This window comes from Pseudobdellovibrionaceae bacterium, assembly GCA_019637875.1.
Classification (GTDB): domain Bacteria; phylum Bdellovibrionota; class Bdellovibrionia; order Bdellovibrionales; family Bdellovibrionaceae; genus JAHBUW01.
In genome coordinates, this window is record JAHBUW010000009.1 from 82,705 (window position 1) to 100,877 (window position 18,173).

Here is an 18,173-nt window from a genome sequence, read left to right on the forward strand (position 1 = left end):
GCAATTGAGCTTCGCCCGTTTCAAGATGAAACGAACTGGACCTTCGCGTTCACTAGGCCTCGTACTCGCGACGGCCTTCGGCGCTCTGCAAGCGGTGGAGCTGGGCGTAGAGCCCGTTCTTCGCCACGAGGTCCGAGTGGGTTCCCTGCTCGACGATGGCTCCCGCTTCAAGGACCAAGATGCGATCCGCGGCCACCACCGTGGACAAACGGTGCGCGATCGTGATGATCGTCCGCTCCCCGCGCAGCGATTCGATGGCGCGCTGGATGAGCGTTTCGGTTTCGTTGTCCACGGCACTGGTCGCCTCATCCAAGATCAAAACGGGCGCACGCTTCAGTAGCGCGCGGGCGAGCGCCAAGCGTTGCCGCTGTCCGCCCGAGAGTTTCTGCCCGCGCTCCCCCACGACCGTGTCATAGCCTTCGGGAAGTTTCACGATGAATTCATCGGCACTGGCCAGTCGCGCGACACGCTCGACTTCCGCGCGCGAGATTTCGCCGTCCGAGCCGTACGCGATGTTTTCCGCCACCGTACCCGAGAATAGGAACACGTCCTGTCCCACGTACGCGACCGCACGGCGAAGGACCGAAAGATCCAGATCTTGAATCTTCGTGTCCCCCCACACAATTTCGCCGCCGCGAGGTTCATAAAAGCGCAAGAGCAATTTCACGAGCGTCGATTTTCCGCTACCCGTCGGACCGACGAGCGCCACGGATTCACCGAAGCGCACATCGAAAGAGACGTCACGCACCGAAGCCACGCGTCCCGGATACGCGAAGTCCACGTGCCGGAAACTCACCGTCGCGCGTGGATCGACCGCGGTTACCGCGCCGTCCTTCGAGCGGATACGGATCGGGGCGCGCAAAACTTCCAGCACCCGTGCGGCGGACGCCATCGAGCGTTCGAATAGATCGACGGTTTCGGCCAGCCCGGTCATCGGCCACAACAGCCGCTGGGTCAAAAACACGAGCACGCCGTATAGACCGACGTTCAATTCGCCCGCGATGGTTTTCTGCCCGCCGACGATCAACGTGACCAGAAAGCCCGAAAGGATCGCCATGCGGATCAAGGGAATGAACGCCGAGCTCACCCGAATGGCTTTGCCGTTCGCGGTCAAGTACTCACGACTTTCCCGGTTCAGCGCCTGCGCCTCACGGTCTTCCATCGTGAAGCTTTGGATCGTCATGATGCCCGAGATGTTGTTGGACAAGCGCGAAGCGAGCGCGCCCGCTTTGTTCCGCACGTCCAAGTAAAGCGGAGCCGCTTTGCCTTGGAAGAAAAACGCTCCCCACAAAATCACGGGGATCGGCAGGAAGCTGAACACCGCGATGAGCGGAGAAATGAAGAAGAACACCGCCCCTACGATCACGACGGTCGTCGCGACCTGAATCAGATTCGAAGCGCCACCGTTCAAAAAGCGCTCGAGCTGATTGACGTCGTCGTTCAAGGTCGCCACCAGCGATCCGGTCGTCTGATCCTCGAAGTAGCCCAGATCCAGCTTCTGTAAATGCGCGTAGGCATCCGTACGCAACTCGTGCTGAATATCCTGGGCCAGATTCCGCCAGGTGATCAAAAGCAGATACTCGAAGATCGACTCGCACACCCAGATGATGAATGTGAGCGCCGCCAGAAAGCCGATCTGCTCGGCCGGAGTCACGAACCCCAGCTGCGCGACGAAGCTGTTCTTCTGGCTGACGACGACGTCGATCGCGATCCCGATCAGAATTTCGGGAGCGACGTCGAAGATCTTGTTCATCACCGAATAGAACGCGCCCAGATAGAAGCGCCCGCGGTAGGGACGCGCATACTTCAAAAACCGGCGTAAACGCCCAACACTTGTTTCTTTCGACACGAACTAAACCTTTCCGTCCAAAACGGCGTTCAAAAATTCAAATTCATCTTTCGCCGCGGCCACGTCTTTATCGACGCCGCCGCCCTTGTGCCCTTCCCCGTCCTGAATCTGGATGCGGTGAGGAGTTTTCGCGCCCGCGAGTTTTTCAAGGAATTCGGTCATCGTCGAGATCGGCACACGGCGATCGTTCTTACCGTGCGCGACAAACAGCGGCGTCCGCAGACGTGCGAAGTTCCGCACCGGTGAACGTTCGCGGTACAGGGCCTCGTTCCCCTCGTAGGGACCGAGCAGATCCACCAGCCAATCCGAGATCCAGCTCGTGCGCATGAAATCTTCCAGGTCGGCGAAGCCCGCCCAGCACAGACCGAAACCGAAGTCGAAATCCGCGTTCACGCCGCGGAAATCCGCCGGCATCGTGAGCGTGCGCAGAACCGCGTAACCGCCGTGGCTTCCACCCTCGACACCGACTTTGTTTTCGGGAAGGCCCAACGTCTGCGCCAGAAAACGTGCGCCCCAGATGACGTCCAAGATTTCGCCGCCGCCCAGATCGCCTTTGAGTTTATTCTCCCACTCTTGGCCCCAGCCCCAGCTGCCGCGCACGGCGGGACTCAGAATCGCGATGCCTTGCTCGAGGTACATTTGGTATTTCGGAGCGAAGTAATCCTCGCCGCCGTAAAACGCGATCACGAAGGCGGCGCGGATCGGCCCCTTCGGACGGAAGAGGAAGGCCGGAATCTCGAGACCGTCGTAACTCGCGTAGCGCACGATCTCGCGCGTGCACTGGATGAAGTCCGCGCCGCCCCCACGCAGCGTCGTGAAACCCAGGCGCGGGCCTTGGTCGCCACGAAGGCTCCGGCGCAGGCGCATGTACCGGGGCTCGCGGGTCATCGCGGTTTCCGCCACCCACAAAGAGCCGTGATGGCGAACCGCGCGCAGGACATTGTCATGAACTTCACGCTCGATCTCGCGCCCTTCCAGATCGAAGAACACGACCTCGGCGTCGCGATTCGGCATACGGTCGAAGATTTGGTAGGCGAAAGGCTCACGCCCCTCACCCAAGCCGGCGAGTCCCGTGTCGTTTTTCGTCGTCGCGTGCGTCAGCTGTCGGACTTGCCCCGAGGCGGGATCGTAAACGTACAAATTGTCGTAACCGGTCTTCACGCTCGTGAAGTAGATGAGTCCGTTGATCGGCCGGTGGTACGCGAGGTAATTCCGCGACTCCGCGAAGTCCGGCGGCAGGCAGGGCTTGCGCTCGCCGGTGCGCAAATCGATATCGTAGAGTTGGAAATGTTGGCGACGACCGCCGCGATCCATGAACATGAAGACGCGATCCTTCGTCACTTCACACGGAGTCACGAAGTTGAGTTTGTCCTCCAGCGCGCCGTCGTTCAGCAGCGACGCGGATTCGCCCGAATCGAGATCGACCCGGCATAGGTGGCTGACGAAGCCGCCGCCTTCCGCCGGGACGCGCGAGTTGTACCACACCGATTTGCGGTCGGCCGAAAGCACCGGCATCAGTGCCTGACCTTCACGCGTGAGCTGACGGCGGGTGCCCGTGCGCAGATCCAAGAGGTAGAGATTGTACTTTTCCTCGTTCGCGACGTCCATGTGCAAGAGCAGCTGTTGCCGCTCGGGAATTTCCTCCGCGATCATGACCGACAGCTTCAGGAAATCCTCGTCCGACAAAGTCTGCGCGTTTTCAAAATCGAAATCGCCGCGCCCGCCGGTGCCGAGTTTCTGCAATGCCCGCTTCAACTTCAACTGAACCGGCGCTCCACCTTGACTGCCGAGCTTAGGCCGCTCCTGCTCGAAGTAATAAAGTCGCGTTTCGTCTTCGCTGATATGGAAGCCACGATAAGCCTGGGCTTCAAGATAGGAACGGATGCGCTCTTCGGTCAGAATGTGCGGTTTCGTCATGATGATCTCCGTGTGGCACGGAATTCACCACAAACTCGCCCTAATTGGCAGTAACGAATCCAGGCCACCTGCTGAAGAAAGCAGCCTGAGAGTGATAACGCACAAGCGAAAGGTAGCTGCTACCTTCCGGAAAGTAGCAGGTACCTTCTGGAAGGTAGCGCGTACCCTCAGTTCCCCAGATTGAAGAGGACCAGCTTGTACCAGGGTTCGTAGGTTTGGTTGATGCGTAAGGATTGGGTATCGAGCACCGGTTTTTTGCCGCTCATTTTGGTTGAGAAGTCGATTTTGACGCGGAAGGAGTTCACCAGCGACAGTTTTGATGAGCCCGTCGGGCAGACGTGGGTGAGGTTTCCGGTGATGCGGTACTCGCCGGCGCCGTCGTTTTGCGCACCCTTTTCCCAGTGGACGTTGTGGTAGACCACGCCGAGCGGCGGCTTTTTGCCGAACTGAAGATCGGGGAAAGGCAGAATCGGGATCGGCAGCGTGAAGACCGGGCAATGCACCGAGGCGCGGAAGGTTTTCGACAGGTCCCACATCTCGTCGCCGACGGTCAGCAGGATTTGCGGGAAGCTTTCGACCTCGTCGCCCGAGACGATGTTCGCTTCGACATCTTGGCTCCAGGGCAAGACCGGCGTCGATTGGATGCGCGCCTGCAGAACGTTGCCGACCTTTACGCCCAGCAGATCCAGCTCTAAGTGCGAAGCTTTCGAGACGTGATGCCCCAGCTCGTGAATCAAGATCGCCGTCGCTTGCGACAAGCTGATGGGCTCAAGCTTATTCATTTTGTTGAACGTATAGAGCATGTCGATGTTCACGTAGATCGGGTGACCGACCGTGGAGCCCGTACGTGCGACTTTGGGTTCACCGTCGATGATGAAAGTTCCCGGCGCGCGTTTTTCTGAGGCGAAAACGATCAAGTCGACGTTTTGTTTCGCTTTCGGCAGCGTCCGCAAAATCTCGCTCAGGATGCCGCGTTCTTTTTCGGAGAGATTGCAACGAACGCCGTCCAGGCAAAGTTTCGAATAGAAATCCAAGTTGGCCAGCGCTTGCAGGATATTCTTTTCGGCGAGGCCCCCGCCGTTACCGACGTCATCCCCCCCGAACCGCCACGCCTGTGCGGTGGACATCATCGCGAACAAAACACAGACTCCCAGAAAGATCTTTTTCATCTTCAGTTCCCCTTCGGTGTTTGGCCCTTCGGGCGGCTATTCGTTCGACTCTCGGTGATTGGAAACAGCTGCATGGCGAGAACAAACACGTCTTGCGGGTCTTCGCAATCGCCGATGAGTTTTGAAATACGGTGGCGCGTCCGCTGTAGAATTTTTTTCGCTTCCGACAGCTTGGCGGGATCGGCCGGCATCGTGATCGCGGTGATATCCCGCGCTTCGACCGGTAAATTCAGCAGAGCGTGCTCGGCCCGCCGAAGAAGTCCGGCGTGGAATCGACGGATGGCCGCCGAGGGCACATCGGTCGAGGTGACAAAGGGACGCGCGGTCCGCTCCATCCGTCCCTCGACATCTTTGATTAATCCGAACTTCATTAAACGGTCAAAAGACTCACGCGCCTCGCCCAAATTCAAACCCAGACGCTCCGCGATCCACTGGGGATCGGCGACGTTCGCTTTCAAACGAGCGAGGTTCAAAATGGCGACGGAAACCCAATCCGAGATCAGCTGAAACTCGTCCTCGCTGAGGACGGCATGGGATTTTGTGACATCCAAAGAGGACGGCGCGCGCGTCGCTTTCCCGCCAAAGCTCGCGGCATCCAAAGGCGAAAGCCCCAGCCGGGTCACGATGGAGTTGCGGTTCTTGGGCGAAAGTTCACGTTTACGATTCAGATATTGGGAAAGGGCCGCCGGGCTGACCCCCACGTCCCGCGCAAAGGCCCGCAAACTGTACGACGGATTTCGCGTACGGCGCTCGGTCATCTCTTGAATCAGTAAAAAGCGGCCATCCTTCATATATGGAGGCTCGGTCTAATCGCCATGAAGCAAAGGCGTCAACTCGAAACAATGTGTTTCGAGTTTTAAGGTTCGAAACACCTTGTTTCGAGAGGGGCTTGGCAAAACCTGCACGGCTGGCCTATTTCCAGCCCCGGGAATTGAAACAACAAACGGACTTCGGTCCCAAAAAACAGGAGATTCTAGATGAAAAAGTTTATCGTCGCGGCCGCTCTCTCGCTGATCGGTTTTGCAGCTCAAGCTGGTGAAGCACGTCCCGCATGGGTTTGCGCTTTGGGCTTCGAAGGTCAAGCACGTGGCGTGCAGATCCTCGTCGGTTCGTTCAAATCGGTCGCTTACGGCGAAATCCGTTGCACCGACCTGATCGGTGGCGAATACGTTCAGCCCGTGAAAGTGACGATCGGCGCTGAGCCCGTCGCCCTCAACCTGGCGATTGGTACTTTCGACTTCGTCGGTGGCGCAGCGGAAATCAGCCTGTTCAACAACCAACCTTCGGACCTCCTGGGCAACTATCTGGTCGTCCAAGGTCGCGCGGCCTTCGCACTGGGTGCGGGCGCGTTCACCGCGGTTCGCGTCAACATCCCCAACATCGCTCTGAACATCTCGGTCGAAGTGATGCGCGGTCTGGGTGCTCAAGTCGGCATCAACAAAATGCGTATCGAAGCGATCAACTAAGTTAAGTCGCTTTCGAACAGCTTAGACTCTTAAAAGGGAAGGCCGACGGCCTTCCCTTTTCTATTTCAATGTCCTTGAATGCCCCACGGCTTCCGTTATCCTTAAAAGGAACTTAGACTCCCCGTTTCTGACTAAGGGCTCTCATCATGAATATCTCGAAGGGTCAGTTTTCTGCATCGCTTACCGTGGTCGCCATCTCGGCTTTCGCGGCGGGCCTGATCGGCGCCAACATTCTTGAAGGCATCGAAGAGGCCCAACAGCAAACCGAGATTCATCTGGGCCAAACGGATTTGATCAATCCGCTACTGGCGTGCCGACCGCCGGAAGACGTTCCCTTCTATCCGCAGGATCGAATCGAAACCCATATCCGCAAGCTGATCGAAGAACTCAAGACGCGCCACCAACTTCAAGAGATGTCCCTGGTGTTCCGCGACCTCAACAATGGTCCGAGCTTCAGCATCAACCCCCATGCGAAGTATTCGGGCGCGAGCCTTCTGAAAGTCCCGATCATGATCGGCTATCTGCGCAAAGCCGAGGAAAGTCCCGATATCCTTCTAGAGAAAATCGTCTACGATCCCGCCAAACACGATGCCACGAACCACGTGCAGCTGGTGCAGCCGCCCGCCCCGCTACTTCCGGGCGAGGACTACACGACCGACGAGCTGATGGCCCGGATGATCACCCAGTCGGACAACTCGGCGACGATCATGCTCGGGACCCAACATCCCGAAGCCGACGTCATCCCGACGCTGCAAGCGATGGGTGTCACTTTGAGCTTCGTCGGCGATGACGCCTATATCTCCGTGCGTGACTACGCGAGTATTTTTCGAATCTTGTTCAACGCCACGTTCCTGACCCGGAAGTGGTCGAATGCCTCGCTCCATCTGTTGAGCCAGTCTTTGTTCAAGGACGGATTGGCCGCCGGCGTGCCCCCCGACATCAAGGTCGCTCACAAATTCGGTGAGCGCAGCGTGGACACCGACGTTCAGCAGTTCCACGACTGCGGAATCATTTATAAACCCAAACAACCCTACTTGCTTTGCGTGATGTCGCGCGGGTCGAACCTACAAAATCTGATTAAGTCGGTCGCCGAAGTTTCGGCGGCCGTTTATCAAGAGGTCTCGGCTCCGGCGGAACGCAATTAGCGACAGGTCACGCCCAGCGTATCGCTCGTGTAACTGGGATCCAGGCCCTTACGGATGATGATCCCGTTCAGGAATTCACCGAACTCATAGGGGCTTCCGGGAACGCCATCACCGCAATGGAAGCTGAAGGAGCCACGCGTAGCGCCACTTCCCCAGTAGTCCGTTGAGGTCGGCTTAACGGTGACCAACACTCCGCTCGTCAGATGTTTACAGACGTAACGAATGCGACCGGTCCGATCCTGGCTGGGGCTTCCGAAGGTTCCCAGGTCCCCTTCCACTTGGTAAAGCGCGTGGTCCGCGGGACACGCCGCGGGACCGATATTCGTGAACGGTCCACCGCCCATCCCACCGTAGTGGGGTCCTTGGCGAACCGGGCCGACGATCTGACCATCTTCGAATTTCGCGCACAGGACTCCCAAGCGGTCGATGATCGCGCCCGAACGTCCCCATAATCCCACGCCGACCTCGTCGTCCGCGCAGCTCAGCACCACCGCATCCGGATTGGCCACGCAGGCACTGCCGTTACTGAGATAACCGTCATCGCACGTCCACGGACAGTTCAGCGTTTTCGCCGTCGGACTGGTGTAGCGCGCATTCGTCGCGGGCTTATTCGAGCAGGCCGTGCGGCCGTTGTCGTTCGCCGGTGACCACCAACCCGCGCCCACCGGGACGCAGGCGTTCACACCGTTCGAATACATTCCCGCGGCGCAAACTCCGTAAGTGATCGCGACCGAGTAGGTGCGCGTCTGTCCCCCGAACGTCATGCGAACTTCGAGCGTATTATTCGAAGGGAGAGGCGTCGCCGGGGTTAAAGCCGCGCTGGCCACACCCGACGACACTTCCGAGAATCCACTGCCGTTGAAGTTGATTTCGATCTTCGTTTCCGGATCGGCCGCGGTCGGCGTTACCGTGAAATTGGGGGGAACATCGCTCATCAGTACACTGTAGTTCAAGGTCGCCGTCGCGAAGCCCGGAGTCAGCTCTCCCGAAGAGAGCGCCAGTCCCGTCAAGTTGAGGGGATCGGGTTTACGTTTCGCGACGATATTGTAAGTCTTCACCGTTCCGTCGGCCGCGGTCACCTCCACCACGACGGGGTTATCCCCCAACGTCAGCGCGAGAGTCTTAGCCTCGCCGGCGAGGACGCTCTGTCCATTGATCTTGAAGGTGCTATCCGGGGTTTCCGACAGCAACGAAAAGTCCATGCTGGTCGAGGCGAACGGCAACACCACGGTGTAGTCGCTCACGGAGGTATCGAAATCCGGAGTCAACGCACCGATCGACAACTGCAGTCCACTCAGTGGACGAGGCGCTTTCTGCGACGAGTGCATCGAATAGCCACCGTCCACGCAGCCGGACAAAGCAAAAACCAATACGGGCCACAAAATCAGATTTTTCAACATCATGACTCTACTCCTGTTGCCCTTGGGGGGTGACGATATGAATTTCGACGCGACGGTTTTTGGCACGTCCCGCTTTCGTGGCGTTATCGCGGATCGGTTTCTGCGACCCTAAGCCCACGGCCTGGATACGTTCGGCGGCCAGCCCCTGGCCGATCAAAAATTCCCGCACCGCCGTCGCGCGCTCTTCCGACAGACGCTGGTTTTCCCGGGCGCGGCCCGAGGTGTCGGTGTGACCTTCCACGCGAATGTGCGTGTCGCTTCCGGTTTTTGTGAGGGCTTCGGCCACCGACGTGAAAACCGCACGGGCCGAGTCCGTCATCTTTGCGCTCCCCGGAGGGAACGATCCATCGCCTTCGATTTTCAGCTTCAAACTATCCGCGGTTCTTTCGACGTCACCGACTTGGGCGAGGGATTTTTCAAGATCCGGCGCAGAGGGCGTGACCTCGGCGACCGGGGTCGGGCTCGGTGCTTCCACGACGGCCGGGGCACTGCCCGCCATCGCCGGTGCGCCGAAGTGATACGTGAGCGCGACCGCCGCGAAAGTTTGCGTCGTGCGCCAGTCGTGGTTTTGCCCGGCCAAACGGAAAGTTTGGAAACTCACCCATTGTAAATCCGCATCCACACTGAGCGGCAGTTCTTCGCTCCAGAAGTAACCCGCCTTCAGACGCAGACCCAAGGGCTTCTGCAGTTCATCCCGATCACCGGTACTGGTGGGCTCGGCGAAATCATAAAGACCGAAAAGATCCAAGGCGGCCATCGTGTAGAAGTTCTTGTTCACGCGGTAAGAGGCACCCAGCCCCAGCAGATAGCCGCTTCCGCGAAGATTGGTCTGGTTGACCTCGGACAGCGGAGTCATCTGGTATTGGTAACGTAAATCCCCGTGCAGACCGAAGACCCACGCCTCGTGGCGGTAGCCCACCAAAGCGTCGACGGAGGCCGCGTTCATCGTACGCGCGGCCAATCCGGCGTCGGCGCTTTCCGTGCGTCCGAGACCTAAACCGGCGCTAACGCTACCGGCGAACCGGTTCTGCGCGAGCGCGAAAGAGGTCGAGAGTAAAACCGCCAGTGCGACAGGGGAGCGAAGAGTGACTTTGGTAAAGTACGTCATGTCTTCCTTATCGGAAGGCCGTACCAAAGCCCCATGGGAATCACGATGAGGATTCCTTCTCGAATCGCCAAATAGCCGTTCAATTTGGGAATTTTGAAGAGCCGATCAGCTCTTCTTGATGGCGTCCGGGGACATGATCGTCGCGTCGCCCTTCACGCAGACGTCACCCGCTTGGTTCTTCACGATCGTTTCCACGAAAGCGAGACCGCGTTCCGCGCGAAAGTTGGTGAGTGTCAGTTCGAGAGTGATCTCGTCACCGATGAAGATCGGCTGCATGAACTTCAGGGTCTGCCCCAGATAAATTCCGCCGTGACCGATCTTCATCGCCAGAACCCGCGAAATGAACGCGGCCGACAGCATGCCGTGGGCGATGCGACGACCGAACCGGCTTTTTTTGGCGTACTCTTCATCCATATGGATCGGATTGTAATCGCCCGAGACCTCCGCGAATTTGCGGATCATCTCGTCGGTGATCGTGATCTTTTCCGTGATGACCGTACCTACAGCCGGCGTCATTTTCGACAGTTCTCCTTACAGAATATTCGCCGCGAGTTCCGCCAGTGCCGAACGTTCGCCCTTCGTCAAAGTCACATGGGCCGCAATCGCGTGGCCCTTGAACTTTTCGACGGCGTAGGTCAGACCGGAGTTCGCAGAATCGACGTACGGATTATCAATTTGGTAAACGTCGCCTGTCAAAACAACTTTAGTCCCCGCACCCGCGCGCGTGATGATCGTTTTGATTTCGTGAGGCGTTAAGTTCTGCGCCTCGTCCACGATCAAATACTGCTTCGGGATGCTGCGACCGCGAATGTACGTCAGGGGCTCGATATTGAGCATCCCTTGGTTAATCAGCTCCTGCGCGCGGCCCGCGGCCTTCTTGTCCGCACCCATCAAAAATTCGACGTTATCGAAGATGGGCTGCATCCAAGGATTCAGCTTCTGCTCGATGTCACCGGGCAGATAACCGATGTCGCGGCCCATCGGAAAGATCGGACGGCTGACCAGCAGACGTTGGAAAACGCCTTCATCCAGCGTCTTGTGCAAACCCGCCGCGATCGCGAGGAGGGTCTTTCCGGTTCCGGCCTTACCGACCAAAGAAACGAACAAGATCTCGTCGTTGAGCAGACAATCCAAGGCGAACGCCTGCTCGACGTTGCGGCCGTGAATACCCCAGATGCCGTTCGATTGTTGCAGAACGGGAACCACCGCTTTTTCGGCGAAGCTGTAGCGGCCGATCGCGCTGTGATTTGGATTCGAAACGTCCTTCATGATCACGTACTGGTTTGCCAGTAGCTTCATGTCGGGAACGAAGCGTTTTTCGCGGAAGAAGGTGTCGATCTGCGCGGCGCTGAGCTCGATCTCCTGGTAACCTTCGTACAGATCCTCTTGGGAATTGCCGTCGGGCTCGTAGTCACGGGCGTCGATGCCCATGACATCGGCCTTGATACGCAGGTTGATATCCTTCGTGATCAGTTCGACTTGGCTGCGCGGGAACTGCTTCTGCAGCGACATCGCCGTCGCGAGGATGCGGTTGTCCGCTTTCTCTTGATCCAGCTCGACCGGGATTCCGCTCATCTGGAAATCCAGGCTGATGTACATGATGGTGTCGTTGTTCTCGAGCTGCACGCCTTGGGCGAGGCTGCCCTTTTCACGGAGGGTATCGACGAAGCGGCTGAACTGACGGGCGTTGCGTCCGTTTTCACCCGGATCCCGTTTGAAACGATCCACTTCCTCGATCACCGAGATCGGGATGTGCACATCCGAATTGTGAAACTTCATGATGGCCAAAGCATCGAACAGGATGACGTTGGTATCGACGACGATTTTGCGACGTTTCGTTTTACCCGTGGATTCCTTCTCACTCGTGCGCGCCAAATTTCGCTCCTTGCGGAGTCCTTCGTGGACCCCGTCCTTCCATTGGAGCGAACTGGACTGGACTTGTCTACAGGCTTTACGAGTAGATGTTCGAGACAATGCGGTCGCCCGTATCCGTACGGAGTGACGCCGAAATCGTCTGCAGGAACTGAGTGAAGTGATGTAACGCCACGTTATTCAGCGATTCGCCGATGAACGCCGTCCCGTGACGGTAAACGCTTTCGTTTTCCACGAAGCTCGAGTGCGCGACCTGCACGTTGAATTTGAAGTAGGTTTCGTGATTCAGATAAAAGCGGATTTCGAGTGTCTCGCCGCGGGTGAACTGCCCCTGGCGCTCGTCGATATCGAAGGCCAATCCGCCATCGTGGATGTCTTTCATGGTGATTTTGACGAGTCCACGGCCCGCCACGAAGACGTGCGCCGAAATGAACTCGTTCAAAACGACCCGCTTCACGCGGCGGCGGTCTTCCGCCTGGCGCTCCTGGATGCGTTGGGTGACGTCAAGGACGCGGCCCTCATCGGGTGCCGGTGCGGGGGATTCCGGAGCGTTCTCAACGCCATTGGCTTCGCTGGTTTGGCTTTGTACTTTGCTGCCCGGAAACTTCAGAATATCGCCCACTTTGCCCCCTCTAAATGCGTAATCCCGTCTCTTGTCTTTTCGGCAGAAATTGTTTCAACTTGAGCCCGCTCGGGTGGCAGAAATTGAGACAGGACCTTAGAATCAAACCTGGCGGGAATCAGAATCAAAATGCGGATCTTACAGGGAATTTTACTCAGTCTAGGGGTTCACTTGCTGCTCGTCTGGGCCAGCCAGTTCCTTCCCCCTCCCGAGGCCTTCCAGGCCCAGCGGGAACGCATTGAGTTCGAGGTCGTCGAGAGCTCCCCCGAGACTCAGCGCGAACGCGGTCAGGTCGTGCGCCAGCCCCTCGTCCCCGACGACATGCTTGTCCAAGACAACAACGACGAAAGATTTTTGTCCGAGCGTCGCCAACGCGTGCGCGAGCAGCGGCGTGCGGCCCAAAGCGGGATGACCCAGAACCGCGCCCGCCCCGGCGCCCCCACTCCGCAAGGTGACGTCGCGGAAGAGCGGCTGCGCCCGCCCAAAGAACCCGACCTGTTCCGTTTGCGCCCGCGCGATCCCGAAGAGGTCGTCGCGCAAACACCGCCCCGCACGCGCGGGCAGCGACGCGCCCCCGGGGACGGCATCGCGAATCTGCCCCCCGGCTTTTCCACCGTCGGCGAGACGCTTCCGCGCGAGCTTGAGGTCGGCAGCTTCACCTCGCTGAACACCGATCGCTATTTGTTCTACTCGTTCTTCATGCGGGTCGAAGAACTGATCCGTTACAACTGGGAATCCTACGTCAAAGACACGATCAACCGGACACCCCGGAGCGACTTCCTGAAACAAACGGGCGATCTGTGGGTCACGCACGTCGAAATTCAGCTGAAGCCGAACGGCGAATTCCACCGCGCGCTGCTTTTGAAATCCTCGAGCATCGAAGGTTTCGACTGGGCCGCCGTGGACGCCTTCAGCCGCGCGCGCCGCTTCCCCAATCCGCCCGCGGAAATGGTGGAAGACGACGGCCTCATCCATCTGAAATACTCCTTCACCGTGCACTACCGCCCCACCACGCTGGGAGAAGGTCCAGGCCGCCCCACCATTCGGTAGCCATTGGTCACGTCCAGTCGCTTCGCGCTCACCCGCACGGGAGGCCGGTGTTAGACTGAAAACGTGAAAAACCTCATCCGTCTTTTGAGTCTAGTCGTCGTGGTTTGCGCGGGCGCGCGCGCGCAGGCCGTCTATACCGAAGTGAGCCTCATGTACAATTACAAGAAGGTGACCTTCGACAGTAAAAACACCAGCGAGTCGCAGGGCGCGACGGTGTCGATGTCCTTCTACCTGTGGGACCGCATCGCCCTGGAAGGCGCTTACACGAATTCGCTGTTCGTGAAGAAGGAAAGCGAAGTCGCGACGGTCGGCTCGACGCAAACGCGGACCGTGACGCAAAAATCCGACATCTACGAAATGAACTTGCAGTACCTGATCGTTCCGGATCGTAAGGCGGTCTTTCAGCCCTACGTGAAGGCCGGGGTCGCTTACATCAACAAGAAACAGAACATCCAAATCGATGGCGACTTTCCGTTCGAAGTGCGACCCGAGCCCGGCATGGGTCCGAGCGTCGGCGTCGGCGCGAAGATCTTCGTGACCGAGTCGCTGTCGCTGCGACTGAGCTACGACGTCGTCCGCACGCCCATCGAAGGCAGCCAGACCGCCGACGACGCCACCGGCCGCGCCGGAATTTCCTGGATGTTCTAATGCGCGCGCGGATCACCACCCTCGCGCTGCTTGTGCCGCTCTTGGCGGGCTGCCAGATCAACTATCTTTTGAAGTCCGCCAAAGGTCAGCTGAGTCTGCTCACTTCGGGCGTCGCCATCGAAAAGGCCCTGCAAGATCCCGCGATCGAGGAAGAACAAAAACGCAAACTGCGATTGGCGCAGGAAGCGCGCGAGTTCGGCGAAAAACAGCTGGGGCTCAAACCCACCAAGAACTACACCAAGTACGTGCAGCTGGATCGCTCATCGGTCACCTACGTCGTGAGCGCCGCGCCCGCCTGGGAACTGAAGGCGCACCAATGGAGTTTCCCCATCGTCGGGAAAGTCCCCTACAAAGGTTATTTCACCGAAAACGAAGCGAAAGAAGAAGAGCTCGAGTTGCGCGCGCAGGGACTGGACACCTATATGCGCGGGGTTTCGGCGTATTCGACGCTGGGTTGGTTTCAAGATCCGCTGCTTTCGTCCATGCTTCGGGCGAAGGATCACGATCTGGTCAACACGATCATCCACGAGTCGACCCACGCGACCCTGTACGTGAAAAGCTCGGCCGATTTCAACGAGCGGCTGGCCACCTTCTTCGGGAACCAAGGCGCCGAAGCGTTCTACTTCGCGAAGGAAGGCCCCGAATCGCCCACGGTAAAACAGATTCGTGACGAAAATGCCGACGAGAAGGTCTTCGCGGATTTCATCTCGAAAGAGCTGAAAGATCTTGAAGCTTGGTACAAGGCGCTTCCGGCCGAGGGGCGCGATCCCGCGCAGAAGATCGCGCGCATCAAACAGATCCAGGAAAAATTCCGGAGCGACGTCCAACCCGGCTTGAAGACCGACGCGTACAAACGCTTCCCGGAGCTGGAGCTGAACAACGCCCGCCTGATGGTATACAAGACCTATCTGGGCGATTTGCGCGACTTCCAAACGGTGTTCGACACCATCGGCGGCGACTTCCCGACCTTCATTCGCCTCGCGCATCTGCTGGAAAAAGTCGAAAAGCCCGAAGCCACCCTCAAAGAGTGGACCGGGCTTTCCAAGGAAGTCCTTCTCGCGAAGTTGAATTAATCCGTATCGCGGCGCTGAAGCCCCTCGTACAACTCGGCCTGACGCTCGAACGCACGGTACAGATGTTTCTGGCGGTCGGCGAGCTGCGTGTACTTGTAGGTGACGCCGGCGTGGGTGAATTTGTTCGCCCCCCGTCCGGTCAGAAACGGCGAGAGCTGCGCGTCCGCGCCTTGCGCGCGCGGGAAGATGTGGAAGCCTTTCGCGGCGCCTTCCTGACTGTGGCAACCCGAACAGGTGCGGATCGCGAAGGCGTGACGGCGCTCTTCGGGCGCGCCGGCGGCCAACTTCCAGATTTGTCCTTCGTCACGGAAAGTCGCGAACGGCGCGGTGAAACGCGGCGACTTTTCCTCTTGCTGGTCCGACCACATCTCGTAGGGCATGTTGTTTTTGTTCTGACCGCAGCCGTCGAAGGAAGCCGCGACGCCGTCCGATCCCATCTTCACGCCGTCGGCGTTCGTCAGGTTCTCGAAGAACGGGACCGCGACGTCGCGGTAGACGGTATAACCGTTGCTGTTGCGACGGGCGACGCCGACCGCGGGCTTCTTGTAACCGAAAACATCGAGGTCGCCCTTGTCCGCGCGCCAGAAGCTGTTCACGAACTTCGTCAATAGCTTACCGCCCGACAAGCAGCGGTAGGGTTCCGCGCGCGGTTTACGTGGAATCAGCTGCAGGTTCGTGTTCAGCAGGTACCACTCGCGCATTTCGAACGAACGCTCGTTGATCTTCGTATTGGAGCGGATGTTCATGAAGTTCTCGGGCTGCACCGCGAGCTCTAAGATCCGCGCCAGGCGCGCTTGGTACTCGGGCGAGGTGGGGGCGTACTGCGAAAGCCCCGCCCACAGACGCGCCCACCACTTCAAACGCCAGCGCCAAGTGGCGTCGTCCTTCATGAGCTTATCCATGTCGACGTCTTTATTACCGCCTTTGAGCGACTCCAGTCGCCCGTCACGCCACTCCAGGATCGGTAAACGGTAACTCAAAACGAAAGTCTGCGGATACACGCGACCGTTCTTTTCGTAGGTCGGATCGACGAAGCCGTAAACGAGGTGCACCTCGCCGAGCGCCCGCGCGTTTTGCGTGGGTTCGGTCGTGCCGCGGTCGTCGATGTTGCCCGCCTGATCCATCAAATTCGCGACCGCCAACAGCCGGAAGGGCGAGCCCTGAAGTTCTTGGCGACTCTGCTTGTAAAGCGTGTCGGCCGAGCGCCAGGTCGTGAAGATGCGGTCCATCCGGCGGTCCGCGTTCGGCACGTCGCCCACGCGCAGGCTCGCGTCCTTCACTTGCGCGTGCGCCGCTTGCTCTTCGGCGGCGTTTTCGAAAATCCGCGCGAAGAACTCGCCGGCTCTTTTCGCGCGCATCTTGTCGTCGGGCGTATTCAGATTGTCGCGGACGTAATGGTAGAAATCACCGAGCTTCACGGCGAAGTCGACCCGCCCCTGCACTTTGTCGAGCACGCGGTGATCGGTGATCAAGACGCTGCGACCGATGTCGATGTCGGCGGGAGCGCGCACGTCCAGACCCGAGTTCGGATCGTCATCGCGCAACAGGCGCGGTAGACCGTCGGAATCGGCGGCAAAAAACCGCGTATCGAGCGCCTCGGAGGACAGCTCGGAGGTTTGCAAATGTTGACCGCAATTTTGGAACGAGAGAAGCGCGATGAGCGCGATCGGCGTCGCGAGCATCCACGGTTGACGCCACTTGGAATTCCCCACACATCCCCCTGGTGAGGTTCTCAGTTTAGCGTAAGCGAATTTCGTTCTCGAACCGGGGTGCCCCCCCCGTCTCAGACTGAGGCGGGTTTAACCAAAAACAAAGGCCACAAGGATGTGGCCTTTGAGTCTATTGAATCTTACGTTTCTCGACCGGGACCGCACTCAGCGCGGGCCGGGCTTCGGGTTTAATTTCGAGCGCGAGCATGATCCGGTCATGTAGCGCCTGAAAGTCATAGCCTTTTAGAATCTCCTCGATGGGATCGTTCTCTTCCACGTCAGGGGGACGCCACTCCACCTCTGCATTGCGGGGTTTGGTATCGACCATCACGTTTCGACCTCCGTCCGTTTTTTCTGGAGTTCCATGAGTCCTCCCTCATCGAAGTTCCAGTGTTTGAGTTCCGTGTCCATTTCGAATTCATCTTTGAGTTTCAGAAGGGCGTGGCGGTAATTCGCCTTGGCCGTGTCGTAAGGACATTGCATGATCTCGGCGATCTCTTTGAAGCTCAGGTCTTCAAAGATGCGCAGGACCAGTGCCGTCTTCTGACGAAACGGGAGCTCCTCGACGGCTTTGTGGATCAACTTCGACAGCGCCTGGTGGCTGACAGACTCTTCCGCCACCGAGGGAATCGACAGTTGAACCGAATCCAGATCGGAGTGACCGTCACGACGCTCACGAAGTTTATTCTTCGCCGTGTTCACCGCGATCTGGAACAACCAACTCTTGAAACTCGCTCGACCTTCGAAACTGTCCAGGCGCTCATAAGCCTTCATGAACGATTCCTGCACGACATCTTCCGCGGTCGCGAGGTCCTTCACGAACCTCAGACTCACCCGCAGCAGACTCTTCTGGTACTTTCGCACCAGATGAGAGAAGGACGTCCTTTGTCCCGCGCGAATTTGGCCAATCCACTGAAGATCTTCGTTCCCAAAAATCTCTCTCTCGCCCATAAGACACGCCCCCCCTGTCTTTCGGTGAATGGGGGAAACGATTTTTCGTCGCGGCCCCCGCTGTTTCCTTTGTGCAACGGGGGGACCACGAACTTCTTGCTGAAATCGGTAGCAGAATGGCTCCGCGAAAAGGCGGGCTCGAAGCTGGTGAATTTGGCGTTAAGACGGCCCGCGAAGGGGGCGGTGCGAGTTGG

General features: G+C 58.4%; 17 protein-coding genes. 5 read left to right on the forward strand and 12 right to left on the reverse strand.

Going from position 1 to position 18,173, the window contains the following annotated elements:
• Positions 1-52 precede the first annotated feature (52 nt).
• The 4 genes from KF767_12255 to KF767_12270 form a co-directional block, all read right to left on the reverse strand.
• Complete coding sequence (locus tag KF767_12255) at positions 53-1,753, reverse strand: ABC transporter ATP-binding protein (protein ID MBX3018656.1); 1,701 nt, start codon at positions 1,751-1,753, stop codon at positions 53-55.
• A 99-nt stretch (positions 1,754-1,852) separates the two neighbouring features.
• On the reverse strand, positions 1,853-3,766 hold the full coding sequence (locus KF767_12260) for a S9 family peptidase (GenBank protein MBX3018657.1): 1,914 nt from the start codon (positions 3,764-3,766) through the stop codon (positions 1,853-1,855).
• A gap of 167 nt (positions 3,767-3,933) precedes the next feature.
• Positions 3,934-4,935: a hypothetical protein gene (locus KF767_12265; protein MBX3018658.1), complete on the reverse strand. Its 1,002-nt coding sequence runs from the start codon at positions 4,933-4,935 to the stop codon at positions 3,934-3,936.
• A 2-nt stretch (positions 4,936-4,937) separates the two neighbouring features.
• Positions 4,938-5,726, reverse strand: a complete 789-nt coding sequence (locus KF767_12270; protein MBX3018659.1) for a TIGR02147 family protein — start codon at positions 5,724-5,726, stop codon at positions 4,938-4,940.
• A gap of 186 nt (positions 5,727-5,912) precedes the next feature.
• On the opposite strand from KF767_12270, the gene KF767_12275 reads away from it, so the two are divergent.
• Entirely contained in the window at positions 5,913-6,401 is a 489-nt protein-coding gene (locus KF767_12275; GenBank protein ID MBX3018660.1) for a hypothetical protein, read from the forward strand.
• A 146-nt stretch (positions 6,402-6,547) separates the two neighbouring features.
• Complete coding sequence (locus KF767_12280; protein MBX3018661.1) at positions 6,548-7,546, forward strand: serine hydrolase; 999 nt, start codon at positions 6,548-6,550, stop codon at positions 7,544-7,546.
• On the opposite strand, the gene KF767_12285 is transcribed toward KF767_12280, so the two are convergent.
• From KF767_12285 to KF767_12305, 5 genes are all read right to left on the reverse strand, one after another.
• Positions 7,543-8,949 (reverse strand): cadherin-like beta sandwich domain-containing protein, encoded by a 1,407-nt coding sequence (locus tag KF767_12285; GenBank protein MBX3018662.1) that lies wholly within the window; start codon positions 8,947-8,949, stop codon positions 7,543-7,545. The two genes, KF767_12280 and KF767_12285, sit on opposite strands and share 4 nt — an antisense overlap.
• A 4-nt stretch (positions 8,950-8,953) precedes the next feature.
• Complete coding sequence (locus KF767_12290) at positions 8,954-10,054, reverse strand: OmpA family protein (protein ID MBX3018663.1); 1,101 nt, start codon at positions 10,052-10,054, stop codon at positions 8,954-8,956.
• Positions 10,055-10,159: 105 nt separating this feature from the next.
• Positions 10,160-10,570 carry a MaoC family dehydratase gene (locus tag KF767_12295; protein MBX3018664.1) on the reverse strand — a complete coding sequence of 137 codons (411 nt, stop codon included), beginning with the start codon at positions 10,568-10,570 and terminating at the stop codon, positions 10,160-10,162.
• A 15-nt stretch (positions 10,571-10,585) separates the two neighbouring features.
• The gene (locus tag KF767_12300) at positions 10,586-11,929 is read right to left on the reverse strand and encodes a PhoH family protein (GenBank protein ID MBX3018665.1); all 1,344 of its coding nucleotides are present in this window, start codon (positions 11,927-11,929) and stop codon (positions 10,586-10,588) included.
• A gap of 76 nt (positions 11,930-12,005) precedes the next feature.
• Positions 12,006-12,548, reverse strand: a complete 543-nt coding sequence (locus KF767_12305) for a PilZ domain-containing protein (protein ID MBX3018666.1) — start codon at positions 12,546-12,548, stop codon at positions 12,006-12,008.
• Positions 12,549-12,719: 171 nt separating this feature from the next.
• Between KF767_12305 and KF767_12310 the strand changes: the two genes are divergently transcribed.
• The 3 genes from KF767_12310 to KF767_12320 all read left to right on the forward strand — a co-directional run bounded on the left by KF767_12310 (position 12,720) and on the right by KF767_12320 (position 15,319).
• Positions 12,720-13,598 (forward strand): TonB family protein, encoded by an 879-nt coding sequence (locus KF767_12310; GenBank protein MBX3018667.1) that lies wholly within the window; start codon positions 12,720-12,722, stop codon positions 13,596-13,598.
• Between the two features lie 63 nt (positions 13,599-13,661).
• A complete protein-coding gene (locus tag KF767_12315) occupies positions 13,662-14,246 on the forward strand; it encodes a porin family protein (GenBank protein ID MBX3018668.1) in 585 nt (194 codons plus the stop codon).
• Positions 14,246-15,319 (forward strand): aminopeptidase, encoded by a 1,074-nt coding sequence (locus KF767_12320; GenBank protein ID MBX3018669.1) that lies wholly within the window; start codon positions 14,246-14,248, stop codon positions 15,317-15,319. The genes KF767_12315 and KF767_12320 overlap by 1 nt, the downstream gene beginning before the upstream one ends.
• Here the strand turns inward: KF767_12320 and KF767_12325 are convergent.
• The 3 genes from KF767_12325 to KF767_12335 all read right to left on the reverse strand — a co-directional run bounded on the left by KF767_12325 (position 15,316) and on the right by KF767_12335 (position 17,979).
• Complete coding sequence (locus KF767_12325; GenBank protein MBX3018670.1) at positions 15,316-17,031, reverse strand: hypothetical protein; 1,716 nt, start codon at positions 17,029-17,031, stop codon at positions 15,316-15,318. The genes KF767_12320 and KF767_12325 overlap by 4 nt on opposite strands.
• Before the next feature lie 127 nt (positions 17,032-17,158).
• The gene (locus tag KF767_12330) at positions 17,159-17,359 is read right to left on the reverse strand and encodes a hypothetical protein (GenBank protein MBX3018671.1); all 201 of its coding nucleotides are present in this window, start codon (positions 17,357-17,359) and stop codon (positions 17,159-17,161) included.
• Positions 17,356-17,979: a sigma-70 family RNA polymerase sigma factor gene (locus tag KF767_12335; protein MBX3018672.1), complete on the reverse strand. Its 624-nt coding sequence runs from the start codon at positions 17,977-17,979 to the stop codon at positions 17,356-17,358. Before KF767_12335 ends, KF767_12330 begins: the two co-directional genes overlap by 4 nt.
• Positions 17,980-18,173: the final 194 nt, after the last annotated feature.